The sequence below is a fragment of the Sphingomonas sp. genome, assembly GCF_042095875.1.
Classification (GTDB): domain Bacteria; phylum Pseudomonadota; class Alphaproteobacteria; order Sphingomonadales; family Sphingomonadaceae; genus Sphingomonas.
In genome coordinates, this window is record NZ_JBELMJ010000019.1 from 15,460 (window position 1) to 41,014 (window position 25,555).

Sequence of the window (25,555 nt, forward strand, 5' to 3'; positions counted from 1 at the left end):
CGGCCGATCCCGTCCTGCTGCCGCTCGGGCGTGACCGCGACCGGGCCGACCAGGATTATCGGCACGCGCGGCGCGTGAGCGGCTTCGGGCGCGAACCAGACCGGCCAGCACTGGATCGTGCCGACCAGCGCCTCGCCTTGGACCGCGGCGAAGCTCATCGCGGCGATCGCGTGCGTCCCCGCGCGCAGCAGGTAGGCGGTGCGGCCGTGGCGATCGCGGCCGAACGCGCGGTCGAGCAGTTGCTCCACCGCCCGCGCGTCCACCTCGCCGATCGGCACCAGATCGATCATTCGCTACCTTATTCGTGCGCCGCACCGGGAAGGGGCGGGCGCCGCGCCCTTAGCCGAGCACTGCGCGAACGCAAGCGCGGCGTGATCGCCGCGGCGACTGGCGCGCAGGCGCGCTCAGGGGTAACGGCGCGGACATGAACGACACGCTCGAACTCGAGGTCCACGACCTGGAGGTGCCGGTGCTGACCGGCATCTATTCCGAGGAAACCCACCTGCCGCAGCCGCTGCGCATCTCGCTCACCGTGCTGCTCGAGGCGCCGGCGCATTTCGCGCCCGACACGCCGCTGTCCGCGTCCAAGAACTACCTCGACCTGAAGTTCGCCGCGACCGACGCGCTGGCGGACGCGGGGCATTTCACGCTGATCGAGGCGGTCGCGGATCACATCTGCGAGACGTTGTTCCTCCAGGACAAGCGCGTGCAGCGCGTCAAGGTCAAGATCGTCAAGCTGGCGATCGCCGAAGCCGGCGAGGCAATCGGCATCACGCTGGTGCGTCACCGCCGCTGAACGCGTCGCCACCGGGCCGCGCGCCGCCGCGGCAGGTGCCGAGCTGGGTCATCACGAAGGCGTAATCCTCGCGCGCGTGCGCGGCCTCGTCCTCGCTCAGCGCCGCGGCCGCGCCCGCGGGCAGCGTTGCCGGCAGGAAACACGCGAGCCGGTACCACAGCAGCGTGTCGCGCGCCGGGGCGGTCGCGTTCTCGTCGATCACCTCGCTCAGCGCCACCGACCAGCGCGGCTGCTCGCCCGGACGGCGCAGCACCGAGATCGCGGCGGGGCGGTTCTCCTTGGTGGTCAGGAAGATCTGGGTCTCGCCTTCGCCGGGCAGGCTGCCGGGGACGTAGAAGGCGCTCTTGACCCCGGTCACGACCGGCGGCGCGTCGGCGCGCGCGGCCTCGGTCGCGATGCGGCGGGTGAGCGCGTCGGTCGCGGGCGACCAGGCGCGCTGCGCGTCGTCGGCGACCAGCTGGATTTGCCCGGGGCGGCCCGCGACCGGGCGCGCGAAGGCGAGCACGCGCTGCTTCTTGAGCGAGGGCGCGCGGCCACGCACGTCGAGCGGTACGTCGACCAGCCAGCCGACCCGCGCGGGGATCGCGCCGGTGCCGCGCACCAGCGTGACCACGTCGCCCTCGACGTAGAAGCGTGCTGCGTTTGCCTGGACGCCCGCGGCCTCCGCACCCTTGATCCGGGTCGCCGAGCGGATCGTCGCGTCGACGATCAGCGGGCTGGCAACCACCAGGTCGGCGAGGTCGGCGTAGCCCGGCGCGGCGGGCGCGACTCCGACAGCGCTGACAGGCGCGGTCTGCGCGACGGCGGGCACCGCCGCGGTTTGAAGCAGGGGAACGGCGAACAGCACGGCTGGAAAACGGACGAACATGGCCGATCAATACGCCGGCACAGGTGAACGAAACAGAAATTATTCTGTCATCCCGCGCTTGTACGTTTGTTGCGCCCGACAAAGCGTTTGCGTCGCTTCCAGTGCCGCGATAGAACCGATGACGCTACGGCTGCTCCCGCGAGGAGGGTCGTGGATTGTTTTCGACGGTCGGGTTTGTCCGACCGCCCAACAGGGCCGCAGGATGAGGGAGTTTCGTTGCTGAATGGCCTATTCTGACCAGAAGATGAGCGGGAGCAAGATCACCGCCTTGGTGATCGTGGCGATTGTCCACCTTGCTCTCGGCTACGCCTTCGTGACCGGCCTCGCGACCAACTTCGTGAAGAAGCAGGTCGAGAAGCTGAACACGTTCGACGTGGAAGAGCCGCCGCCCCCGCCGCCGGATGAGCCGCCGCCCCCGCCGCCCGACATTCCCATGTCGCCGCCGCCGGTCGTCTCGCCGCCGCCGATCGTGCGCAACCCGAACCCGCCGCCCGTCGTGATCGCGACGACGCCCAACCCGCCGCCGGTCTACGTGCCGACGCCGGTCGTGGCGCCGCCCGCTCCGCCGGCACCCGCACCCGCGCCGCCGGCACCGCCCGCGGTGAGCAAGGCCGCGGGCCTGAAGGGTAATCCGGGGCAGTATTTCGGTCCGGACGCCTATCCGCCCGCGGCGCAGCGCGCCGAGGAGGAGGGCCGCGTTGTTGCCAAGCTGACCGTTGGTACGGACGGCCGCGTGACCGATTGCACGGTGACGACGTCGAGCAATTCGTCGTCGCTCGATCAGGCAACGTGTCGCATCGCCCGGAGCCGAGTGCGGTTCTCGCCCGCGATCGATGCGGCGGGCAATCCCATCACCTCCAGCTACACGCTGCCGGTGCGCTGGGTCCTGCCGCGCGACTGACGTCAAACAATGAACGAGCTCAAGCTAGTTAGAGGGAATACAACCGCATGATCACCACCATTCTGGCCGCGGGTGGAACCGCGGCCGCAGAGAACCAATTCGGTCTCCAGCAGGCGCTTGAAGAAGGCGGCATCATCTCGCAGTCGGTCTTCACCATCCTGGTGCTGATGTCGGTTGTGTCGTTCTACATCCTGTTCTCCAAGCTGTTCGAGCAGCAGAAGATCATGAACCAGGCGAAGCGCATGCGCGCCGGTTTCTGGTCGTCGAACTCGCTGCGCGAAGGCTCGGCCAAGCTGGACAAGAACTCGGCCTACAAGCAGCTGGTCGACGACGGCCTGGCGGCGCAGGACCAGCACGCGCAGCTGACCGATCCGGTCGAGGCGCACGACTGGCTCCACGGTTCGCTGGCGCGCTCGGAAGCCGCGATCAACTCGAAGCTGGGCGGTGGTCTGGCGTTCCTCGCGACCGTCGGCGCGACCGCGCCGTTCATCGGCCTGTTCGGCACGGTGGTCGGCATCTACCGCGCGCTGATCAAGATCGGCGCGTCGGGCGATCCGTCGATCGACAAGGTCGCCGGCCCCGTCGGTGAGGCGCTGATCATGACCGCGCTCGGCCTGGTCGTCGCGGTTCCGGCCGTGCTCGCCTACAACTGGCTGCAGCGCCGCAACAAGTCGATCGCGGAGGACCTGTCGGCCTTCTCGAACGACGTGCTCGGCTTCCTCGCCTCGAACGGCAAGGTTCGTCCGAACGTCGGCAACACCGCGACCACCAAGGCGCCGGTGAAGCCGGCCGGCACGACCGCGACTGCCGGTCAGGCGGGCGGCGTGCAGACCCGCGCGTAAGAAAAGGGTGGGGGATCGCGGCCGCCGGTCGCGGTCCCGCCACTGGTCCGGTCGGGCGTTTCCGTCGGACGGAGAATAGGAAAGCCTGATATATGGCGATGAGTGTTGGTGGCGACGCCACCGAGAAACCTCTGTCGGACATCAACACCACGCCCCTCGTGGACGTGATGCTGGTGCTCCTCATCATCTTCCTGATCGCGGTTCCGGTCGCGATCCAGACGGTCAAGGTGAAGCTGCCGGACGTCCGGTTTGATCCAACCACCACCAAGCCCGAGAACGTGTCGCTCTCGATCACCTCGGACCCGTCGGGCGCGTGCCAAGTCTACTGGGGTGTCACGCCCGTGACGCAGACCGAGCTGCTCGACCGTGCGGTTGCCAAGCTCAAGACCGAGATCGCGCGTCAGGGTGGCGCGGACGCCGCCGGCCTGGAATTGCCCGAAGCGCACATCCGCGGCGACGTGGACACGCCGTGGCACTGCATCGGCGGCGCCATCTTCAACATGCAGCAGGCGGGCTTCGCGCGCGTCGGCTTCATCTCGCAACCCGGCGTCGGCGCTGGCGCCTGACACCCAGCCAGAGGAGTAGCTTTTATGGCAATGAGTGCGGGGAGCGATGACGGCGAACCCATGATGGAGATGAACACGACGCCGTTGATCGACGTCATGCTCGTGCTGCTCATCATGTTCATCATCACCCTTCCGATCCCGACGCATGCGGTGAAGGTCGACCTGCCGGTCAACGATCCCAATGCGCAGAAGCCGCCGGTCGACCCGATCAAGAACAAGATCGCGATCGATGCGGCCGGTCTGGTGACGTGGAACGGCGTGCCGGTCGACGACACCACGCTGCGGCAGTATCTCGACACCTCGGCGGCGATCACGCCGGAGCCGGAGCTGCAGTTCCAGCCCGACCGCAACTCGCGCTACGAGGTGGTCGACAAGACGCTCGCGGCCATCAAGCGTTCGGCGGTGACCAAGCTCGGCTTCGTCGGCAACGAGCAATATTACAAGGACTTCTGATCGCGCGACCTGCGCGTCAGTTCGAGCCAGATGAGGGCGGGTACTCCGGACGGAGTGCCCGCCCTTCGTCGTTTCGGACGCGGGGGGTGCCGAGCGGTGTGAGGGCTGGCGCTGGCCGCCGCGACGTCATGGAGCGGTGACTGAGCGCCGAAGTGCGATGCGTCACGCCTCGCATCGGTTGGGCAGAGGAGTGGCCGCCGAAACGTGCTCGTCTCTTTAGACGAGGAGAACAAGCGTTCGGGGTGCGATTCGCGCGTCGGTGAGGTTGATGACACCGCAGCCATGATCGGGCGAGCGCACAGAGACTCTTGGACGTCAGCACCGGTGATCGGGTCTTTTCGCCGGGCAGCCGTTGATGGCTGGTGCAGAGGCAAAGAGGGGCGTTTGTCGGATCGACCAATTGCCCAGCTTCGGTTCTCAACGAGAGTTCAGCGTCATGCACAGTCTCTGCAAACAGGGCGCTTCGATCATCGCAACCCGAACGGAAAAATCGACTTGCTCGCCTGTAGCAAAAGTGACATCCATGTGTCACAAAATTGAAACGTAAAGGAGAAGGTCATGCGCACCTGCGGAATGTTCGTCCTCGCCGCGATGATCGCCAGCCCGGCGCTGGCAGCTGATCGCACGGGCTACGAAGCGATCGCCGCCGGCAACCTGTCGAAGGCGGAGCGGACCCTGTCGGCGGAGCGCGCGATCTTCCCGCGCCGTCCGGAGGTGCTGCTGAACCTGGCCGCGATCTACGCGCGCACCAACCGGACCGCGCAGGCACGCGCGCTGTACGACGACGTGCTCGCCGCGGCACCGGTCGCGCTGGAAGTGGCGGACGGTTGCACGTTGTCGTCGCACGACGTGGCGCAGCGTGGGCTGTCGCGGCTCGGCGAGACGCTCGCCGCGCGATAATTCGACGCCGGTCGTCAGCGCGCGCCCATGCCGGCGCGCGGCTGACGTTCTCACGATTAAGTCGGCTTGCGAGGGGGCCCGAAACGCCGGTGAGATGGCAGGCGCTCGGCCCGTCGTAGCCGTCAACTTGGACGAAGAGGCTTTGCTCGCGTGGTATGTTCTGCACGCAAGCGGTTTGCCGATCCGTGCCTTCGTCGATGTTAGCACAAGCCGGTCTCGGTTCATGAACTTCTGACGTGATCGTCGTTCCTGTCTGCGCCCGTGAACCTGAACCCAACCATGCAGACTTTCGCCTGCTCAGGCGGGCCCGAGCAGCGCGCGGTGCTCGGACAGAATGGCAGGCGCTTCCGGGCGGGTGGCAGCTACAGCGCGGCAAACGGGCACGCCTCACCCCTCATTTCACTTAGGTCAGTGGCACGAACCCATCACTACGCTATGCGTGACCGAGCGGGTAAGAAGGCGCGCGGATGGGGAGAGGCTCGGGTGCTGCAGTTGGATCGACGCGACGTTCTGCTCGGATTGGGGAGCGTGGGTGCCTTGCCGCGTGCGGCAGCGGGCCGGGCACGTGCGCGCGCGAACCCTGACCTGGGACCGCATGTCCTGATCGTCGAGCCGGGCGATGCGGGCGCGGCGCAGCGGCGCGTCGACGCAATCTTCCGGCAGCAGGAGCGCGCGCACTTCACCGACGCGCGACACGCGGTGCTGCTCAAGCCCGGCACTCATCGGCTCGACGTCAACGTCGGCTTCTTCACGCAGGTCGCGGGGCTGGGTGCGGTGCCCGGCGCCGTCCAGGTCGCGGGGCACGTCCACGCCGAGGCCGACTGGATGAAGGGCATGGCGCTGGTGAACTTCTGGCGCGGGGTGGAGAACATGGCGGTGCGCCCGCCCGACCGCGCGGATCGCTGGGCGGTGTCGCAGGCCGCACCCTATCGGCGCATCCACCTGGATGGCGACCTGGCGCTCGACGACGGCGGCTGGTCGAGCGGCGGCTTCATGGCGGATTGCCGCGTCGACGGCGTCGTCCGATCGGGGACGCAGCAGCAATGGTTCACCCGCAACAGCACGCTCGGCGGCTGGCGGGGCGCGAACTGGAACATGATGTTCATGGGCGTCGACGGCGCACCCGCCACGAGCTTCCCCGAGCCGCCGTACACGACGATCGCGACCGTGCCGGTGATCCGCGAGAAGCCGTTCCTGCACGTCACCGCGGCGGGCGCGTGGGGCGTGTTCGTCCCCGCACTGCGCCGCGACGCGCGCGGGGTGAGCTGGTCGGGCAGCAGCGCGGCCGGGCGGACGATCGCGCTCGATCGCTTCTTCATCGCGCACCCGCAGATGCGCGTGGGCGAGATGAACGCCGCGCTCGCGCGCGGGCAGCACCTGCTGCTCACGCCGGGCATCTACCGCGTCGACGAGCCGCTGCGGGTCGACCGCGCCGGGACCGTGGTGCTGGGGTTGGGGTTTGCGACGTTGTTGGCGGAGAATGGTGCGGTGGCGATGCGGGTCGCCGACGTGCCGGACGTGAGCATCGCGGGGTTGCTGTTCGACGCAGGGCCGGCGCTGTCGCCCGTGCTGCTGGAGGTGGGGCCGCGCGGTTCGCGGCGCGACCACGCCGCCGCACCGACTTTGCTCGCCGACCTGTTCTTCCGCGTCGGCGGCGCGCGCGTCGGCAAGGTCGAGACCGCGTGCGAGATCAACAGCCGCAACGTCGTCGCCGACCACCTGTGGATCTGGCGCGCCGACCACGGCGACCGCGAGAATGGCCGCGTCCACGTCGCGTGGGACGAGAGCACGGGCGAGCAGGGGCTGGTCGTCAACGGCGACGACGTGACGATCTACGGCCTGTTCGTGGAGCATTTCCGCAAGTACCAGACGCTGTGGAACGGCGAGCGCGGCCGCACCTATTTCTACCAGAACGAGCTGCCCTACGACCCGCCCAGCCAGGCCGCGTACATGGCCGGGCGTACGCGCGGATGGGCGGCGTACAAGGTCGCCGACCACGTCCGCGCGCACCATGTCATCGGCATGGGCGTGTACGCCAACTTCACCGCCGACCCGACGATCGTGCTGGAGAGCGCGGTGGAGGTGCCGCGCACGCCCGGCGTTGTGGTGGAGAACGTCACCACCATTTCGCTCGGCGGAGGCATGGGGACGATCGCGCACCCGGTGAACGAGGCGGGCGAGGCGGCGCGACCCGGTGCGATCCGCCAGACGCTGAAGCGTTACCCGGCGGCGTGACCCGACGAAGGAGCGAACGATGCTGACCCTCCTGATCGCGCAGGCCGCGACGCTCGGCGCGACCAACTACCAGGTCGACATGGCGATGCGCGCGCCCGCCACGCGGCCGAGCTTCGCCGACGAGTTCGACGGCGCGTACGTCGACGCCGCCAAATGGCGGTACGACACGTCGCGCAACGCACAGGGCTGGTACAACAACGAGCTGCAATATTACGCTGCCGACCGCGGGAAGAACGTGCGCGTGGAGAAAGGCGCGCTGGTGATCGAGGCGCGGCGCGAGCGGCTGAGTCGCGCGCGCGTCCGCGACTGGGGCGGGCAGGACTATACCTCGGGCAAGCTCGTCAGCCGGCACGCGCTGGGATACGGGTTCTACCAGATCCGCGCGCGGCTGCCGTGCGCGCGGGGGACCTGGCCGGCGATCTGGATGCTGCCGGCGGAGGGCAAGTGGCCCGACGCGGGCGAGATCGACATCATGGAGATGGTCGGCTGGGACCCCCACGTGGTGCACGCGACGCTGCACAGTGCCGCTTTCAACCACGCCAAGGGCACGCAGCGCGGGGCCGAGCGCCGCGTCGCGACGAGTTGCACCGCGTATCACGATTACCAGCTCGACTGGCGCGCCGACGCGATCACGATCGGGGTCGACGGGCGCGGCTACATGCGCGTCGCCAACGACCAGCCGGGCGGCGCGGCGGCGTGGCCGTTCACCAGCCCGTACCACCTGATCCTCAACCTCGCGATCGGCGGCGACTGGGGCGGGAAGAAGGGGGTCGACGACGCCGCGCTGCCCCAGCGGATGGAGGTCGACTATGTCCGCTACTGGGTGGGCAAGCCCGGCTGAGCGCGCCCGCGCGCGGCGAGCAGCAGCACGCCGCCGCCGACCGTCAGGGCAGCGAGCGACAGCATCAGCGCGCTGAAGTCGCGCGGCGTGGCCAGCCACCAGGTCAGCGCCGGGCCGAGCAGCGCGGGCAAGGTGTTGGTCAGGTTGATGAGGCCCAGGTCGCGACCGCGGTGGCGCGGGTCGGGTAGCAACTGCATGGCGAAGCCGGCGTGGAGCGCCAGGAACACCGCCGAACCGGTGGCGTAGACGCCGAACGCGATCGCGCCCGCGCTCCAGCCGCGCGCCGCGGCCATGCCGACCAAACCCGCCGCCGCGACCAGCGCCGCGCCGAGCAGGAACGGCTTGCGTCGCCCGGTCGCGTCCGACCAGCGTCCGATCAGCACCGCGATCGGCAGCGGGACCAGGTAGGCGAGCGTCAGCAGGTGGCCGATCGAGGCGCCGAGCACGCGCGATCCGGTGTCGGGTGCGACGCTCTCGAAATAATAGAGCAGGTAGAGCGCGGTGACGTTGCCCGCCACCTGCGCCAGCAGCCGCGCGACCCCCGCGATCAACAGATCGCGGCGCGGTGATCGCTCCGACGGGGCCGGCGTGACCGACGCCGCGCCGGCCCGCGCAGGGGTGAGCAGCAGCGGCGCTACGCAGGCGAGGCAGACGAGCGGGATGGTCAGGATGCGCGCCGCCTCGTCGAGCGCCGACGCGACCAGCAAGGCGGAGAAGGCGGAAGCGAGCGGATTGCCGAGCGCGAGCAGCCCCGCCGCGACCCCCTTCTGCGCGTCGGGCACCTCGTCCGCCATCAGCGCGAACAAGGGCGCCAACACTGCGTTGACCGCGACCTGGAAGAGCACCACCGACGCGGTCAGCGCCGCGGCCGTCTCGCTCGCCGCCAGCGCCGCGAACGCGACGAGCAGCAGGACCAGGCCGAACACGATGCCGCGGCGCCGCCCGCCGCCGCGCGCCACCGCGCGGTCGCTCAGCCAGCCGAACGCGATGTTGGAGGTGCTCGACGCGACCGCGCCGGCCAGCACGGTGGCGGTCAGCACATCCATCCGCGCCTCGCCCGCGATCCCCTCCACCTTGAGCGGCAGCAGCAGCGTCAGGAACGGCAGGTAGCCGATGACGCCGCCCGCCTGCGCGAGCGCGAGCGCGAGCAGGAAGCGCGGCGAGCGGCGGATGGGGGAGGCGGACGGCGCGCGCATGGTCGTCGCCTCCATGCGCGCGCGTTTCACGCGTGACTAGGGCTGTGTCGCTACACCCTAGTCACGCGCATTCGCGGATCACGGCTTCATCGTCGCCGCGTCGAGCGTCGCGCTCGACACCATCGTGCGGTCGGTCGCGTCGCGCGCGAGCGCCACGCGGTAGGTGCCCGCGCGCACGCGCCAGCCCGGCAGGCGCGTGTCGTAGTCGGCGACGATGCGCGGCTCCGCGGTCAGCGTGACGCGGCGCGTCTCGCCGGGCTTCAGCATCACGCGCGCGAACCCCGCGAGCCGCATCGGCTGGTTTGCTCCGCCGCGGGCCACGTACATCTGCGGCACGTCCGCGCCGGCGGTGCGGCCGGTGTTGACCACGTCGAAAGTAATCGACAGCCTTTTGCCCCCGCTGACTACCGGGTTGCGATAGGCGAAGGTGGTGTAGCTGAGCCCGTGGCCGAACGGGAACAGCGGCTTTAACGCCTTCTTCTCGTACCAGCGATAGCCGACGTCCGACCCCTCAACGTAATCGACCGGGAAGCTCGGCAGCACGGCGTTGCTGGCGGTACCCGGATCGGCCGCCGCCTGCGCCTCGAGCGAGGTCAGCCGGTCGAGCCCGACGGGGGCGGCGCGGGGCGGCTGCGCGGCGGAAGCCGGGAAGGTGATCGGCAGCCGGCCCGACGGGTTGACGCGGCCTGTCAGCACGCCCGCGATCGCCTCGCCGCCGCGCTGTCCGGGGTACCAGGCCTGCACCACCGCGGGCACCTGGTCGAGCCACGGCATCAGCACCGGCCCGCCCGTCTCCATCACCGCGATCGTCTTCGGCTGCACCTTGGCCACCATCGCGATCAGCGCGTCCTGGTTGTCGGGCAGGCGCAGGTCGGCGACGTCCTGCGCCTCGGTCGTCCACTGCGTCGCGAAGAAGATCGCCATGTCGGCGTTATTCGCCGCGTCGAGCGTGGCGTTCAGGTTGCGCCCGTCGACGTAGCTGATCTGTGCGCCGGGCAGCGCTTTGCGCAGCGCGGCGAGCGGGGAGGAGGCATGATAGGTGATGCGCGCGAACGACGACGCGCCGCCGCTCGACAGCGGGATCTCGATCGGCGCGCCGCCGACCGAGCGGACCTGGCTCGACCCGCCGCCCGACAGCACGCCGACGTCCGCCGCGCCGCCGATCAGCACGATGCGTTTGGTGGAACGCGCCAGCGGCAGCAGGTTGTTCTCGTTCTTCAAGAGCACGATGCCGGCCTCCGCCGCGCGCTGCGCGACCTCGGCGTGGGCGGCGTAGGGCGGGGTCTGCGCGGCGCTGGGCACCGGCGCGTCATAGGCGCCGGTCTCGATCAGCCCGGTCAGGTAGCGCACCACCATGTCGTCCAGCCGCTGCATCGGCACCTGGCCCGCCTCGACCGCCTGCTTCAATGCCGAGCCGAAGAACAGCGACTTGTCGAGTTCCTGCCCCGATTGCTGGTCGAGCCCGGCGTTCGCCGCCTTGACCGTCGAGTGCACCGCGCCCCAGTCGCTCATTACCCAGCCGCGATAGCCCCAGTCGCGCTTGAGCACGCGGTTGAGCAGGAAGTCGTTCTCGCACGCCCAGTCGCCGTTGACCTTGTTGTAGGCGCACATGACCGAGCCGGGGTTGCCGCGCTCGATCGCGAGCTCGAACGCGAGCAGGTCGCTCTCTCGCAAGGCCTGCTCGCCGATCCGCGCGTCGGCGACGGTGCGGCCGGTCTCCTGCGAGTTGAGCGCGAAATGCTTGATCGTCGACACGATGCGGTTCGACTGCACGCCGTTTATATGCGCGCCCGCCAGCTCGCCCGCGAGCAAAGGGTCCTCGCCCAGATACTCGAAATTGCGCCCGTTCCACGGATCGCGCGTCAGGTTGACGCCGCCCGCCAGCAGCACGTTGAAGCGCTTGGATCGCGCCTCGCTGCCGATCATCGCGCCGCCAGCGCGCGCGATCTCGGGATCGAAGCTCGACGCGGTGGCGAGGCCGGAGGGGAGTGCGGTGGCGACATCCCCGCGGCGCTGCTCGACCTGGTTGGCGACGCCGAGCGAGGCGTCGCTCTCGCGCACCAGCGGCACGCCGAGCCGCGGTATGCCGTCGATGTGGCCGGCCGACGGGATCAGCTCGTTCGGCGTCTTGCCCGCCGCCATCGGCGGGAACAGCCCGTGGACGAGCGCGATCTTCTCGTCGAGCGTCATGCGCGCGACGATTGCCTGCGCGCGCGCGCGCGCCGCGGCGCCGTCGACCTTGCCCGCGGCGGGCGCGGACCGCGCGGTGGCGCGCGGCTGCTGCGCGGTCGCGGCCGCGCCGGTGAGCGCGAGCGCGCTGGTCGCGATCAGCGCGGCGTGCATTCTGTTCAACATCCTCATCCCCTTGTTCAAATACATAAGCGTCAATCCGGCCCGGTTGTGTCGCGCGGGACACAAAGCGTAACCAATCGCTGGGAACGTTCTCAGCTCAGCCACGATCTGCTTGACAGCGAAACGACTTGGAAACAAGTGAACGTTCTCAAACGGCGCCAGGGGGTTCAACCGCGCCGGCCACATGGGGAGGATTACCATGCGTAGCTTCAGTGCGCGCGCCGTTTCGCATCTCTTTCTCGGCGCATCGGCGCTCGCGGTCGCCGGCCTACCCGCCAGCGCCTGGGCGCAGGACACGAGCGGCGCCGATCCGCAGGTGCCCAGTGCCGCCGCAACGCTCGGCAACACCGGCCCGTCCGAGTCGGCCGACGTCGCGGTCGCCCCGACCGACCCGTCGGAGACGAGCAACGACATCGTCGTCACCGGCATCCGCGCCAGCTTGCGCGCGTCGATCGACCTGAAGCGCGACGCGCAGGGCGTGGTGGACGCGATCTCGGCCGAGGACATCGGCAAGTTCCCCGACACCAACCTCGCCGAGTCGCTGCAGCGCATCACCGGCGTGTCGATCGACCGCTCGAACGGCGAGGGCTCGTTCGTCACGGTTCGCGGCTTCGGCCCGGAATACAACCTCGTCGTGCTGAACGGCCGCCAACTGCCGACCGCGACGCTGGGCGACGGGTTCAGCGCGCCGTCGTCGCGCTCGTTCGATTTCGCCAACCTCGCGTCGGAGGGTATCTCCGCGCTCGAGGTGTACAAGTCGGGGCGCGCGACGCTGCCGTCGGGCGGCATCGGCTCGACCATCAACATTCGCACCCCGCGCCCGCTCGACAAGATCGGCACGCGCGGGTCGATCGCGGCGCGCGGCGTGATCGACACGTCGCAGAACGGCGGCAAGGACGTCACGCCCGAGGTGTCGGGCATCTTCTCGACCACCTTCGGCGGCGACCGCTTCGGCCTGCTCGTCACCGGCGTGTACCAGAAGCGCAAGGCGAGCGTGAACGCGGCCAACGTCGGCTACCGCGACGGCTACCTGGGGTCGGAGAACAACTGGGGTTCGCTGGCGCAGCCGGGCACGCCGGGTGCCGCCAACATCACCAATCGGCCGGGCCCGAACGACGTCTACGAAGTGCCGCAGAACGCGTCCTACGACCTGAACGACATCGACCGCGAGCGCATCAACGGCCAGCTGGTGCTGCAGTACAAGCCGACTGACAACCTGACCGCCACCGCGGACTTCACCTATTCGCGCTACTCGGTCGAGGCGCGCAACGCGAACGTCGGCGTCTATTACGGCCACGGCGACACGTCGAGCGCGTGGACCGACGGCCCGATCGCCGGCCCGATCTTTTACACCGAGCGCTTCACCGCGGGCGCGGCGAAGGACCTGAGCTACTCCTCGGGCCTCACCTCCAGCCTGACCGAGAACAAGTCGTTGGGCGGCAATCTGACGTGGGAAGCGCCGGGCGGGGTCACCGTCACACTCGACGCGCACCATTCCACTGCGACCGCGAAGCCCGACAACCGGTTCGGCAATTCCAACTCGCTCGGCCTGGCGGTGTTCGGCGTCGCCAGCCAGACGATCAACTTCGACAACGACCTGCCGGTCATCTCCTACCAGATGCAGCCGGGGATCGATCCGCTCAACCGGGCGCTGATCACCCCGACGGGCAACGCGTTCCGCAACTCGTACTTCCGCGACGAGATCAACCAGGCGCAGCTGCGCGGCCACTACGACAACGGCGGCGCCTTCTTCGACTCGCTCGACTTCGGCTTCCAGTACACCGACAACAAGGTGCGCTCGGCCTATAGCGTGTTGCAGAACGACACTTGGGGCGGCACCGGCGGCGACAGCCCGGCGCAGCGCGCGGCGGCGGCGGCGCTGCTGCCCGACGACCTGTTCGAGCTGGTCGACATTCCCGACGCGTTCAAGGGCATCTCGGGTGCCAAGGACGCCGCGATAGCGCAGTCGTTCTACCGTTACGATTTCGGGCGCGTGGTCGACCTGCTCGACGACACCTACGGAATCTGCGGCGGCGACAACAATTGCTTGAACCCGTTCACCACCGATCGCCGCATTCGCGAGAAGACAGTGGCGCCGTTCGTGCAGATGAACAACACGTTCGACCTGTTCGCCCGGCGTGCGCACCTGATCCTGGGCCTGCGCTACGAGAACACCACGGTGAAATCGAGCGCGCTGGTCCCGGTCTTCTCCGGCACCGTGCAGAGCTCGCAGAACGAGTTCAACGTGATCGACAGCGGCGAGCGGTCGTTCACCACTACGTCGGGTTCGTACGACAACTGGCTGCCCGCGGTCGATTTTGACTTCCAGCCGATCAACAACGTGAAGCTGCGCGCGTCGTACAGCCACACGATCACGCGCGCCGATTACGCCAGCCTGCAGGGTGGGCGCACCGTCGACCAGCTGTTCCGCATCGGCGGCGGCACCGGCGCGCAGGGCAATCCCAACCTGATCCCGTACAAGTCGAAGAACGTCGATCTGTCGGCCGAATGGTATTACAAGCCCGACAGCTACTTCTCGGTCGGCTTCTTCCACAAGGATGTGTCGAACTATATCGGGCAGACGCAGGTCAACACGACCATTCCGGGGCTGAACAACCCCGCCGATGGTCCGCGTTATCGCCAGGCGACCGCCGCGTTGCAGGCGGCGGGTCAGGACCTGACCTTCGCCAACTACCGCGATTACTTCCGTGCGAACTTCCCCGGTTCGATCAGCGCGGACGGTCGCATCATCGGCAACGCGCAGGACGCGCCCGTCAACTTCGTGATTCAGACGCCGTTCAACAGCGACGACAGCGCGAAGATCGACGGCTTCGAATTCGCGCTCCAGCACACGTTCTGGAACACCGGGTTCGGCACGATCCTCAACTACACGATCGTGAACGGCAACCGCGACTACGACAACGAGCTGCCCGCCAGCGTGTCGCAGTTCGCGATCAACGGCCTGTCCGACAGCGCCAACGCGGTGCTGTTCTACGACAAGCACGGCTTCCAGGCGCGCGTGGCGTACAATTGGCGCGACGAGTTCCTGTCCGGCGGCGGGATCAACCCGTTCTACACCGAAGCCTATGGACAGGTCGACGCGACCGCGAGCTACGAGTTCATCCCCGGCATGACCGCCTTCGTCGAGGCGATCAACCTGACGGGCGAGGACCGTCGCGGGCATCGTCGCAGCGACCGCAACGTGACCTTCGTCGTCAAGCAGGACGCGCGCTACTCGGCGGGTCTGCGCTTCACCTTCTGATCGGGTGACGGCCCCGGCGACGGGGCCGGGCTCGCCGGCTATCGCACTTGCTCCGGCGGGGTGATAGCCAGAGGGCGCCCGACCCGTTATGCCGGAACGACCAACCATGCCGCAGCACGAACTCCTCGCCGCCGATGCTCACCGCGACCTGCGCGTGCGCTTGGACCGCGGCGCGGGGCTGGGTGACGGCGTGATGTGCTGCCTGACCGTGCCGGACGAGTTCCGGCGCGTGCAGAACGAATATCCGATCCTGTTCCGCCGCGACTACGAGCGCGGCAGCGTCAGCGCCTTCGCCATGTTCGGCTTCACCGACGGCGAGAATCTGTTCCTGTCGGACAACCGCTGGGACGCGCGCTACCGGCCGCTGGCGATGGAGATCCAGCCGTTCCTGATTGGGCAGGACGCGCCGGGTTCGCCGCGCAAGCAGGTCCACGTCGACGCGGGCAGCCCGCGCGTCAGCGACGACGACGGCGGCGTGCGCGTGTTCGACGCCGACGGCCGCGCGACGCCGTTCCTTGAGCATATCGTCGAGCAATTGGGCGCACTCGACGCGGGCTACGCCGCCTCGGCCGCCTTCTTCGACGCGCTCGAGCGGCACGAATTGCTCGAGCCGCTGTCGCTCGACCTGACCTTCGCCGACCAGTCGGTCAACCGGCTGATCGGCTATCACGTGATCGACGAAGCGCGATTGCGCGCGCTTGACGCGTCGGCGCTCGGCGACCTGCACCGCGACGGGCATTTGCTGCCGATCTTCATGGCGCTCGCCTCGCTCGCCAACATCGGCGCGCTGGTGGAGCGGCGCAATCGCCGGCTCGCGCATGGGTGACGCCGGCGACATCTTCGCGCGGATCCCTCCGGTCGAGGAGGTCGCGGTCGCCGATGCGGCCGAGCTGAACGCGCGGATGCGCGACGCGCGCGCGCCTTTCGTGGTGCGCGGGCTGGTCGCCGACTGGCCGCTGGTCAGGGCGGCGCGCCGTTCGGGGCGCGAGGCGCGCACCTACCTGCTCCAGCGCGCGCGCGACGTGCCGTTCCCGGTCGCGGTCGGCGATCCCGCGAGCGGCGGGCGCATGTTCTACGACGAGGCGATGCGGCTGAACTTCCGCTCGGCGGAGGCCAAGCTGCCGGACATCTTCGCACGGATCGACGCGGTCGAGGATGATGCGGGCGCGCCGCCGCTCTACCTGTCGAGCATCGACGTGCGCAACTTCTTCCCCGGCCTGCACGAGGCGAACCACGTGCCGTTAGGCGTGGCCGACTATCTCGCCAGCATCTGGATCGGAACGCGGACCCGGGTCGCCGCGCACAACGACACGCCCAACAACCTCGCCTGCGTCGCGGCGGGCAGGCGTCGCTTCACCGTGTTCCCGCGCGATCAGTACGCCAATCTGTACCTGGGACCGGTCGACAACACGCCCGGCGGTCGCGCGGTCAGCATGGTCGACTTCCACGCACCCGACTCCGAGCGTTTTCCCCGCTTCGACGAGGCATTGTCGCACGCGCGCACCGTCGAGCTGGACGCCGGGGACGCGATCTACATGCCGGGGATGTGGTGGCACCACGTCGAGGGACTGGCGCCGTTCAACATCCTGGTGAACTATTGGTGGCGCACCACGCCGGCGTATCTCGGCAACCCGCAGGACGCGCTCAACCACGCGATGATGAGCATTCGCGACCTGCCCGAGGACGAGAAGGCGCACTGGCGCGACCTGTTCGACTTCTACGTCTTCGGCGACGCGGCCGCGGCGGCGGCGCACATCCCGGCCGACGCGCGTGGCGTGCTCGCGCCGCTGACGTCGGAAACGGCGGGCCGCATCCGCGGCTTCCTGTTGCGGCAGCTAAGCCGATGAGCGCGCAGCCTCGCCCGCGCCGCGTCGTCGTCGCCGGAGGCGGCAGTGCCGGCTGGATGGCCGCGGCGGCGATCGCGCGCACGATGGGGCGCACCGTGTCGGTCACGCTGGTCGAGTCGGACGCGATCGGCACGATCGGCGTCGGCGAGTCGACCATCCCGCCGCTGATCACGTTCAATCGCCTGCTCGGGATCAACGAAGCGACGTTCATGCGCGCGACGCAGGCGACGTTCAAGCTCGGCATCCTGTTCGACGATTGGAAGGAGAAAGGCTCGCGCTACTTCCATTCCTTCGGGCTGACCGGCACCGATCACTGGTCGGCGGGGTTCCAGCATTTCTGGCTGCACGGACGCACGCGCGGGCACGACGCGCCTTATGACGACTACTGCCTGGAACTCGCCGCCGCGATGCAGAGCCGCTTCGCGCATCTGCCGGGTGACGCGGTCAATTACGCCTATCAGCTCGACTCGACGCTCTACGCGCGCTTCCTGCGCGAGATGGCGGAGGGTGACGGCGCGACGAGGATTGAGGGGCGGATCGCGCGCGTGGACCTCGACGGCGAACGCGGCGACATCGCCGCGCTGGTGCTGGAGGACGGCACGCGCGTGGAGGGCGACCTGTTCCTCGACTGCACCGGCTTTCGCGCGCTGCTGATCGAGGGCGCGCTCCACGCCGGGTTCGACAACTGGACGCACTGGCTACCGTGCGACGCGGCGATCGCGGTGCAGACGCCCAACGTGCGCGCGCCGGTGCCGTACACGCGCGCGATGGCGCACGACGCGGGGTGGCAGTGGCGCATCCCGCTGCAGCACCGCACCGGCAACGGCATCGTCTACTGCTCGCGCTATCTGAGCCAGGACGCGGCGCTCGAACGGCTGCTCGGCAACGTCGAGGGCGAGCCGCTGACCAAGCCGAACGTGATCCGCTTCACCACCGGCGCCCGGCGTCGCCAGTGGCACCGCAATTGCGTCGCGATCGGGCTGTCGGGCGGGTTCATGGAGCCGCTCGAATCGACCAGCCTGCACCTGATCCAGCGCGCGATCATCCGGCTGATCCGCTTGTTCCCGCACGGCGAGATCAGCGCGCGCGACGTGGCGGAGTTCAACGATCAGCAGATGACCGACATGGAGCAGATCCGCGACTTCCTGATCCTCCATTACAAGGTCACCGAGCGGGGCGACAGTGCGTTCTGGCGCTTCTGCCGCGACATGGCGGTACCCGAGACGCTGTCGCACAAGATCGAGCTGTTCCGCGAGACGGGTCGCGTGTTCCGCCGCAACGAGGAGCTGTTCGCGGAGAACAGCTGGGTTCAGGTGATGATGGGGCAGGGGATCACCCCGCGCAGCTACCATCCGATCGCGGCCAAGCTGCGCGACGACGAACTCGACAAGATGCTGACCGGGCTGCGCGACACGGTCGCGCACAGCGTCGACAGCATGCCCGAACACGCCGCCTATGTCGCGCGCTACTGCGGCGCGGCGCGCCCCGCCGCGGCCTGACGCCAGACCTCAGATGGCGCGGCGTTCCGGTTCCGTTACGATCAAGCACGTCGCCGCCGACGCGGGCGTGTCGTTGCAGACCGTCAGCCGGGTCATCAACAACGAACCCACCGTTCGCGCCGAGACGGTCGGACGCGTCCAGGCCTCGATCAACCGGCTCGGCTACGTGCCCTCGATCGCGGCGCAGCGGATGGCGGGATCGCGCTCGCGGCTGATCGTCGCGCTCAACGACCGCGACCGCACGCTCGCCGACTGGCGCGAGCGTCGCGGCGTCGACTGGGTCGACCAGATGCTGCTCGGCGGCATGCTGACCTGCGCGCAGCACGGTTACCGCATGATCGTCGAGCTGGTCGACACGCACAGCGACCATATCACGCGCGAACTGTCGGCGGCGCTCGCCGCGATCCAGCCCGACGGCATGCTGCTGACGCCGCCGCACTCGCAGAACCCGCTGATCTGCGGTTTGCTGGAGGAGCGCGGGATCAGTTTCGCGCGGATCGGATCGCTGAAGGAAGGCGCGGGCTTCCGGTTGACGATGGATGACGAGCACGCCGCGGCGCTCGCGACCGAGCATCTGCTGGGCCTCGGGCACCGCCGCATCGCCTTCATCGCCGGGCCGGACGACTATGAGCTGAGCGCCTGGCGCGTCGCGGGCTGGCGCGCGGCGATGGCGGCGGCGGGGCTCGCGGGCGACGAAGGGCTGGTCGCGGGCGATTTCAGCTACGCCAGCGGGCTCGCCGCGGCGCGCGCGCTGCTCGACGGCGACACGCCGCCGACCGCGATCATCGCCAGCAACGACCAGATGACGATCGCCGCGCTGGCCGCAGTGCGCGAGCGCGGGCTCGACGTGCCGCGCGACGTGTCGCTGGTCAGTTTCGACGACACGCCGATCGTCCGCTTCACGCATCCGCCGCTGACGGCGGTCATCCAGCCGATCGCGGAGGTCTGCGCGCGCGCGGTGGCGCTGATCATCGAGCATCCCGCCGGCAGTTGCGACGTTCACCAGCCGATCGTGGTGCCCGCGGGTCTGGCTGTGCGCGGGTCGACGGCCGCGGTCTCGTCGCGATAGACGCGCCCCGTTCTCACAGCCGCGGCAGTGTGACGCCGCGCTGGCCCATATATTTGCCTGCGCGATCGGCGTAGCTGACCTCGCACGGCTCGTTGCCCTTGAGGAACAGGAACTGGCACGCGCCCTCGTTGGCGTAGACCTTCGCGGGGAGCGGCGTGGTATTGGAGAATTCGAGCGTGACGTGACCCTCCCAGCCGGGTTCCAGCGGGGTGACGTTTACGATGATCCCGCAGCGCGCGTAGGTCGACTTGCCCAAGCAGATCACCAGCACGTCGCGCGGCACGCGGAAATACTCAACCGTGCGCGCCAGCGCGAAGCTGTTGGGCGGGATGATGCACACGTCGGTTTTGCGATCGACGAAGCTGTTGTGCGCGAAATCTTTCGGGTCGACGATCGCGTTGTCGACGTTGGTGAAGATCTTGAACTCGTCCGCCACGCGCGCGTCATAGCCGTAGGAGGAGAGGCCGTAGCTGATGCACGCCTCGCGCCGCTGCGCCTCGACGAAGGGTTCGATCATGCCGTCGGCGATCGCGCGCTCGCGAATCCAGCGGTCGGATTGGATGGACATGACAAATTCCCCGTTGAACAGGCGTCCTCTCGCGTGCCCGCGCGCCGGAGGCAAGGGAGTGCACGCAGCAGCCGTCAAAGCTCACTAACGGCCGAACGCGAGCGGGCGTCGGCTTGCTCGACCCGCTATCGCCTACGCGGGAGTGTTATCTCCGCGCTAAGCCCGCCGCCTTCGCGGTTGCTGAGCGCGATCTGCCCGCCCGCTTCCTCGACGATCGCGCGCGCGAGGGCGAGCCCCAGGCCGATCCCGCCCGTGTCGCGGTTGCGCGACGTCTCGAGCCGGGTGAAGGGCACGAACACGTCAGCGAGTCGGTCGGGCGGGATGCCGGGGCCGCGATCGGCGACCGAGACGACCACCGCATCGGCGCGCGGGACGAGCGACACCGCGGCCCCGTCGGCGTATTTGATCGCATTCTCAATCAGGTTGCGGATCGCGCGCCGGATCAGCGACGGGCGCAGCCGGATGCGCAGCCGCTCGGCCTCCTCGAACGTCACGTCGGCGCCGAGATCGCGAAAGTCCTCCACCACCGCGTCGACCAGCGCGGCGAGATCAACCTCGGTGACCGGCTCGCTCGGGCGGCCGAGCCGGGCGAGCGAGAGGATATCGTCGAGCGTGCGGTTCATCTCCGCGATCGTGTCCGCCATGCGCGCGCGGTCCTGCTCATCCTCGACCGACTCGATGCGCACGCGCAGCGCGGCGAGCGGGGTGCGCAGGTCGTGGCCGATCGCGCCGAGCATCCGGTCCTTCTCGTCGAGCATCGCGGTCACGCGCAGCCGCAGGTCGTTGAACGCCGCGGTGACCGCGCGCACGTCGGAGGGCCCGTCCTCCGCGATCGGGGTGGGGGACACGCTGGGGTCGAAATCGTGCGCCGCGAGCGCCAGCGCGCGCAGGGGTCGCGAGATGCGGCGTGCGATCCACAGCACCGCGGCGAGCATGATGACGTAGAGGATCAGCGTTTGCGCGAACAAGCGCCAGAAGAGGTACCCGCCGCCACCCGGCCACGGCGCCACGACGGTCAGCCAGCCGCGCCCGGGCTGTTCCACCGCGATCAGCAGACTCTGCCCGTCGCGTCCCAGCCGCATCTCGCGCTCGTCGGGGTTGGCCGGCGCGGGCCTGAGCCCGGTGTCGATCCGCCCGACGCGAAGGCCCAACTCCTTCAGCTGGTCGCGCAGCTCGCTCGACACCTCGGGATGGCGCGGCAATTCGTCGGCGATCGGGTTCGCGCCCACGCGGCGCACGCGCCCGTGCTCGGGGCTGAGCACGCGCCCGGCCTGCTCGCGCTCCAGCGCGTCGGCGATCCGCGTCGCGACGGGCCGCGTCGCCTGCGCGAGGCGGAAATTGGCGCGATCGCGCAGCACGAGCGTGAAGTTGATCGCCTGCGCGACGAACAGCGCCACCGCGACGAGCAGCGCCATCTGCCCGGCGAGGCTCTGCGGCCAGCCGATCCGTCGTCGCGGGCGCACGGCGGTCAAAGCCGGGTCACCTCGGCCGACAGCGCGTAGCCGCCGCCCCAGACGGTCTTGATCAGCTCCGGATTGCGCGCGTCCGGCTCGATCTTCTTGCGCAGCCGGCTGACCTGGTTGTCGATCGCGCGGTCGAACGCCGCGGCCTCGCGCCCCTGCGTCAGATCGAGCAGCTGGTCGCGCGTCAGCACCTGTCGCGGGCGCTGCACCAGCGCGAGCAGAAGGTTGTACTCGCCGGTCGACAGCGCGACCGACACGCCCTCGCGGTCGACCAGCGCGCGCTCGCCGGTCTTGAGCACCCAGCCGGCGAAGGCGTAGGCGCCGGCGTCGGGCGCGTGCTGGCGCGTGCCGCCCGCCGCGGTACGCCGGAGCACCACCTTTATCCGCGCGGCGAGCTCGCGCGGGGAGAACGGCTTCACGACGTAATCGTCGGCGCCCATCTCCAGCCCGACGATCCGGTCCGTCTCCTCGCTGCGCGCGGTCAGCAGGATGACGGGCGTCTCGCTCGTCTCGCGGATGTGGCGGCACAGCGACAGGCCGTCCTCGCCGGGCATCATGATGTCGAGGATGACGAGGTCGATCGCGTAGGCGGCGAGCCGCGCGCGCGCCGCCTCGGCCTCGCCGACCTGCGTGACGCGGAAGCCCTGCTTGGTCAAATACTGCGCGAGCGGCTCGCGGATCGAGCGCTCGTCGTCGACCAGCAGGAGGTGGGGAGTGTCGGCCATGGTGTCGGCGTCTGGCATGTTTCGCGCCTCGTGTGAAAGCCGGACGCGCCGGGCGGAGCGAACCGCCCGGCGCGCGCGATCACGGTTGCTCGTCGCCGGGGGGCATGTCGCGCGGGCTCATGTCGCCCCGGCTCATGTCGCCTTGGCCCATATCGCGGCGCGCGCCGTCCGACATGCGCGCGCGCATCAGCAGCCGCATCGCCTCGATCTCCTGCCGGTCGACGCGGCCGTCTCCGTTCGTGTCGGCACGGTCGAACATGCGGAGCGCACGCGCGCGCGCTTCCTCGCGCGTCTGCGGCTGCATCATGCGCCGCGGGCGGTCGACGCGACGCGCGCCGGGACGCGGCGGCGGGGCGTCGTTCGCGTCGGGCGGGGGCGGGGCTGCACCGTCGGTGCCGACCGGGGGCGGCCCACGCCGCGCAGCGCGGGCGGCGCGGCGCTCGTCGCGGCTGATCGTGCCGTCGCGATCACTGTCTATCTCGGCGAAGCGCCGGTCGGCGTCGGCGATCGCTTCCTCGCGTGTCACCACGCCGTCGCGGTTCGCGTCCGCGCGCATCAGCTCGCCCGCGCGCATCGGTCCGCCCGGCGGCGGCGCGACACTGCGCGTTGCCGCGGGCGAGGCGGTCTGCGCCAGGGCCGGCACACCCGCGCCCACGATCAGCGCGGTTGCGCCGAGCAACGCGGCGCGCACATGATTGCTCATCGATGATTCCTCGAACTCGGGCCGGAACGATCCCCGCCCGTGCTGGTCATCTAGCCGCCGACTGTCGCGCCGATGTGTCGCGGCGCTCTTCCTTTGTCGCGAATTGTGTCACCGGGCGCGTCGGGTGCGCCGCGTGCGTCAGGCGAACAGCGCGACCGACTGCATCTGCTCGGCCACCATCTCGCCGTTCGCGTTCCAGATGCCCATCTGCTGCGACGACGACCCCGACCGCGCGTAGTCGGCGTTGGAGCGCAGCAGCCACCAGCCGTCCTCGGTCGCGGGCGCCGGGCCGAGCACGTTCAGGATCCACGTCATCGAGCTCATCGGCACGTTGCGCCCGAGCAGCCGCAGCGCGGCGGGCGGCAGGCAGTCGCCGATCGCGATCAGCTCCACCATCGGGTCGAGGCCGTCGCGCTCGTTCAACCGCGTCCAGCGCAGCCACTCGGCGGGCTTGAGCGCCGGCCCGTCGCGGCGATCGAGGAACTCGAAGTTGCGCGTGAACGCGACGTGCGGGTTGCCCTTGAACGTCTGGTCACCGGGGCCGGGGCGCGGGAAGTCGGGCAGGTCGGTGGTCTGGTAATCGACCTCGCTCTCGATCGCGCGCATGAACACGAAAGTGCAGCGGAGACCGAGACCGGCCTCGCTCTCGACGTCCGCCTGGATGAAGGCGGCGTTCTTGCCGCGGCGCAGCTTGTGCGCGGTGACCATGATCGACCCGGACAGGGGCCCGATGAAGCTGACCTGCGCCGAGCGGAGCGAGGGCAGGTCGTCCTCCGACTGCATCGCGCAGTGCAGCGCGATCGCCGCGGACAGCCCGCCGAAGGCGGTGCGCCCCTGCAGCCAGTCGTCGGGGATCGCGCCGCGCCACGCCAGCCGGTCGCCGGTCGGCTCGAGCCCGTCCAGCACTTCTTTCAACGTCGTCATGCGAACTCCCCCGCGGCGAGCCGGTCGCGCAGCTCGCGCTTCAACACCTTGCCGATCGCGCTGCGCGGCAGCTCGTCCGCCTGGTAGAGCGCCGACAGCCGCTGCGTCTTTCCCAGCCGCGCATTGACCTGCGCCAGCACCTCGCCCGTGCCCGCGGTCGAGCCCTCGCGCGGCACGTAGAAGCCGACCGGCGTCTCGCCCCACGCCTCCGACGCGACGCCGACCACAGTGCAGTCGGCGACCGCGGCGTGCTCCGCCAGCACCGCCTCGATGTCGGACGGGTAGATGTTGAACCCGCCCGAGATGATCATGTCCTTCTTGCGGTCGGTCAGGACCAGGAAGCCGTCGACGTCGAAGCGCCCAACGTCGCCGTGGCGGATGAAGCGCGCGCCTTGCGGAGAGATCCAGGTCGCGTCGGCGGTCGCCTGCGCGCGGCCGTGATAGCCGTTCATCATCGCGCCCGAGCGCCCGACGATCTCGCCGATCTCGCCCGCCGCGACCTCGCGGCCGTCGTCGTCAATTAGCCGGATCTCGTGGCCCGGCATGGGGCGGCCGACGGTGTGCAATTTGTCCTGATGCTCGGTGGCGTTCAGCGCGCAGCTCGCGCCGCCCTCGGTCATGCCGTAATATTCGACCAGCAGCCCCGGCCAGCGCGTCACCACGTCGCGCTTCAGCTCCGGCTTGAACGGCGCGGAGGTGCAGGTCTTGAAGCGGAACGCCGAGAGGTTGAATTCGTCGAAGTCGGGCAGCGCCATGATTCGCTGGTACTGGACCGGCACCAGCATCGTGTGCGTCGCGCGGTGTTCGACGGCGAGCTCTAGGTAGCGGCGCGCCTCGAACTTGGTCATCAGTACGACGCTGCCGCCCCAGGCGAGCGTCGGCAGAAAGCTGACCAATGTCGTGTTCGAGTAGAGCGGGGTGGCGAGCAAGGTCACCGCGCTGTCGAAGCCCGCGGCGGTGTTGCGCGACAGATGCTGCCAGCGCATCGCGTGGCTCTGCACGATCCCCTTGGGCACGCCGGTGGTGCCCGACGAGTAGATGATGTTGAAGCCGTCGCCGGGCCGGACCGCGACCGGTTTGGGCGTCGCGCCGTCGGGCGCGATCCACCCATCCAGGTCCTCCAGCATCACGACCTCGGCCGGGAATGTCTGCCCGATCAGGGCGTTGGCGTTGGCGGCGTCGAGGAAGACGACCGCCGCGCCGCTGTCGGCGATCATGCCCGCGATCTGCTCGGGCGTGGCCGAGGGCTGGATGGGTGCTGCGACCGCGCCGGCGCGCAGCGCGCCGAGGTAGACCAGCGCCTGCGCGACACCGGGGTAAGCGACGGAGGCGACCGCCTGTCCGACCCGCGTGCCGCCCTGCTGCAAGGCCACCGCTACCCGGTCCATCAGCCGGTCGAGCTCGGCGTAGCTCACCTGCCGCTCGTCGTCGGCGATCGCCAGCTTGGTCGGTCGCTGCCGCGCGTGCACGCGGATCAGGTCGGACAAGGTGCCGAACTCCTCTGCGAGGAGGGCGGCGACGTCGGGCTCAGCGATCATGAGCGTG

Annotated in this window: 23 protein-coding genes; 13 read left to right on the forward strand and 10 right to left on the reverse strand. The window is 69.5% G+C overall.

Going from position 1 to position 25,555, the window contains the following annotated elements:
- Positions 1-290: GNAT family N-acetyltransferase (locus ACFDS6_RS08640; RefSeq protein ID WP_375271742.1), on the reverse strand; the 290-nt coding region annotated here is incomplete at its 3' end.
- Between the two features lie 134 nt (positions 291-424).
- Here ACFDS6_RS08640 and ACFDS6_RS08645 point away from each other — a divergent pair.
- Positions 425-796: a dihydroneopterin aldolase gene (locus ACFDS6_RS08645; protein ID WP_375271743.1), complete on the forward strand. Its 372-nt coding sequence runs from the start codon at positions 425-427 to the stop codon at positions 794-796.
- Here ACFDS6_RS08645 and ACFDS6_RS08650 read toward each other — a convergent pair.
- Entirely contained in the window at positions 771-1,664 is an 894-nt protein-coding gene (locus tag ACFDS6_RS08650) for a hypothetical protein (protein ID WP_375271744.1), read from the reverse strand. The two genes, ACFDS6_RS08645 and ACFDS6_RS08650, sit on opposite strands and share 26 nt — an antisense overlap.
- A gap of 223 nt (positions 1,665-1,887) precedes the next feature.
- Between ACFDS6_RS08650 and ACFDS6_RS08655 the strand changes: the two genes are divergently transcribed.
- From ACFDS6_RS08655 to ACFDS6_RS08685, 7 genes are all read left to right on the forward strand, one after another.
- Positions 1,888-2,565, forward strand: a complete 678-nt coding sequence (locus tag ACFDS6_RS08655; RefSeq protein ID WP_375271745.1) for an energy transducer TonB — start codon at positions 1,888-1,890, stop codon at positions 2,563-2,565.
- Between the two features lie 47 nt (positions 2,566-2,612).
- Positions 2,613-3,407 (forward strand): MotA/TolQ/ExbB proton channel family protein, encoded by a 795-nt coding sequence (locus ACFDS6_RS08660; protein ID WP_375271746.1) that lies wholly within the window; start codon positions 2,613-2,615, stop codon positions 3,405-3,407.
- 92 nt (positions 3,408-3,499) lie between these two features.
- Positions 3,500-3,973 (forward strand): ExbD/TolR family protein, encoded by a 474-nt coding sequence (locus ACFDS6_RS08665; RefSeq protein ID WP_375271747.1) that lies wholly within the window; start codon positions 3,500-3,502, stop codon positions 3,971-3,973.
- Positions 3,974-3,997: 24 nt separating this feature from the next.
- Complete coding sequence (locus tag ACFDS6_RS08670) at positions 3,998-4,426, forward strand: ExbD/TolR family protein (protein ID WP_375271748.1); 429 nt, start codon at positions 3,998-4,000, stop codon at positions 4,424-4,426.
- Positions 4,427-4,984: 558 nt separating this feature from the next.
- Entirely contained in the window at positions 4,985-5,326 is a 342-nt protein-coding gene (locus ACFDS6_RS08675) for a tetratricopeptide repeat protein (protein ID WP_375271749.1), read from the forward strand.
- A 528-nt stretch (positions 5,327-5,854) separates the two neighbouring features.
- Positions 5,855-7,561, forward strand: a complete 1,707-nt coding sequence (locus tag ACFDS6_RS08680; RefSeq protein ID WP_375271776.1) for an adenylyl cyclase — start codon at positions 5,855-5,857, stop codon at positions 7,559-7,561.
- Between the two features lie 19 nt (positions 7,562-7,580).
- A complete protein-coding gene (locus tag ACFDS6_RS08685) occupies positions 7,581-8,402 on the forward strand; it encodes a family 16 glycosylhydrolase (RefSeq protein WP_375271750.1) in 822 nt (273 codons plus the stop codon).
- Here the strand turns inward: ACFDS6_RS08685 and ACFDS6_RS08690 are convergent.
- Together ACFDS6_RS08690 and ACFDS6_RS08695 are read right to left on the reverse strand one after the other, a co-directional pair.
- Positions 8,378-9,613, reverse strand: a complete 1,236-nt coding sequence (locus tag ACFDS6_RS08690; RefSeq protein WP_375271751.1) for an MFS transporter — start codon at positions 9,611-9,613, stop codon at positions 8,378-8,380. The two genes, ACFDS6_RS08685 and ACFDS6_RS08690, sit on opposite strands and share 25 nt — an antisense overlap.
- A gap of 63 nt (positions 9,614-9,676) precedes the next feature.
- A complete protein-coding gene (locus ACFDS6_RS08695) occupies positions 9,677-11,953 on the reverse strand; it encodes a beta-glucosidase (RefSeq protein ID WP_375271752.1) in 2,277 nt (758 codons plus the stop codon).
- Between the two features lie 196 nt (positions 11,954-12,149).
- On the opposite strand from ACFDS6_RS08695, the gene ACFDS6_RS08700 reads away from it, so the two are divergent.
- The 5 genes from ACFDS6_RS08700 to ACFDS6_RS08720 all read left to right on the forward strand — a co-directional run bounded on the left by ACFDS6_RS08700 (position 12,150) and on the right by ACFDS6_RS08720 (position 19,627).
- Positions 12,150-15,212: a TonB-dependent receptor gene (locus tag ACFDS6_RS08700; protein ID WP_375271753.1), complete on the forward strand. Its 3,063-nt coding sequence runs from the start codon at positions 12,150-12,152 to the stop codon at positions 15,210-15,212.
- A gap of 106 nt (positions 15,213-15,318) precedes the next feature.
- Positions 15,319-16,038: a SapC family protein gene (locus tag ACFDS6_RS08705; RefSeq protein ID WP_375271754.1), complete on the forward strand. Its 720-nt coding sequence runs from the start codon at positions 15,319-15,321 to the stop codon at positions 16,036-16,038.
- Positions 16,031-17,059: a cupin-like domain-containing protein gene (locus ACFDS6_RS08710; protein ID WP_375271755.1), complete on the forward strand. Its 1,029-nt coding sequence runs from the start codon at positions 16,031-16,033 to the stop codon at positions 17,057-17,059. The genes ACFDS6_RS08705 and ACFDS6_RS08710 overlap by 8 nt, the downstream gene beginning before the upstream one ends.
- The gene (locus ACFDS6_RS08715) at positions 17,056-18,558 is read left to right on the forward strand and encodes a tryptophan halogenase family protein (RefSeq protein WP_375271756.1); all 1,503 of its coding nucleotides are present in this window, start codon (positions 17,056-17,058) and stop codon (positions 18,556-18,558) included. The genes ACFDS6_RS08710 and ACFDS6_RS08715 overlap by 4 nt, the downstream gene beginning before the upstream one ends.
- Positions 18,559-18,571: 13 nt before the next feature.
- A complete protein-coding gene (locus ACFDS6_RS08720; RefSeq protein WP_375271757.1) occupies positions 18,572-19,627 on the forward strand; it encodes a LacI family DNA-binding transcriptional regulator in 1,056 nt (351 codons plus the stop codon).
- Positions 19,628-19,640: 13 nt separating this feature from the next.
- Here the strand turns inward: ACFDS6_RS08720 and dcd are convergent, their stop codons facing one another.
- The 6 genes from dcd to ACFDS6_RS08750 all read right to left on the reverse strand — a co-directional run bounded on the left by dcd (position 19,641) and on the right by ACFDS6_RS08750 (position 25,548).
- Positions 19,641-20,195, reverse strand: a complete 555-nt coding sequence (dcd, locus tag ACFDS6_RS08725) for a dCTP deaminase (RefSeq protein ID WP_375271758.1) — start codon at positions 20,193-20,195, stop codon at positions 19,641-19,643.
- A gap of 125 nt (positions 20,196-20,320) precedes the next feature.
- Positions 20,321-21,610 carry an ATP-binding protein gene (locus ACFDS6_RS08730; RefSeq protein ID WP_375271778.1) on the reverse strand — a complete coding sequence of 430 codons (1,290 nt, stop codon included), beginning with the start codon at positions 21,608-21,610 and terminating at the stop codon, positions 20,321-20,323.
- A 53-nt stretch (positions 21,611-21,663) separates the two neighbouring features.
- On the reverse strand, positions 21,664-22,383 hold the full coding sequence (locus ACFDS6_RS08735) for a response regulator (protein WP_375271779.1): 720 nt from the start codon (positions 22,381-22,383) through the stop codon (positions 21,664-21,666).
- A 79-nt stretch (positions 22,384-22,462) separates the two neighbouring features.
- Positions 22,463-23,086: an EF-hand domain-containing protein gene (locus ACFDS6_RS08740; RefSeq protein ID WP_375271759.1), complete on the reverse strand. Its 624-nt coding sequence runs from the start codon at positions 23,084-23,086 to the stop codon at positions 22,463-22,465.
- A gap of 138 nt (positions 23,087-23,224) precedes the next feature.
- Positions 23,225-24,010 carry an acyl-CoA thioesterase gene (locus ACFDS6_RS08745; RefSeq protein WP_375271760.1) on the reverse strand — a complete coding sequence of 262 codons (786 nt, stop codon included), beginning with the start codon at positions 24,008-24,010 and terminating at the stop codon, positions 23,225-23,227.
- Positions 24,007-25,548 carry a class I adenylate-forming enzyme family protein gene (locus ACFDS6_RS08750; protein ID WP_375271761.1) on the reverse strand — a complete coding sequence of 514 codons (1,542 nt, stop codon included), beginning with the start codon at positions 25,546-25,548 and terminating at the stop codon, positions 24,007-24,009. Before ACFDS6_RS08750 ends, ACFDS6_RS08745 begins: the two co-directional genes overlap by 4 nt.
- Between the last annotated feature and the right edge of the window lie 7 nt (positions 25,549-25,555).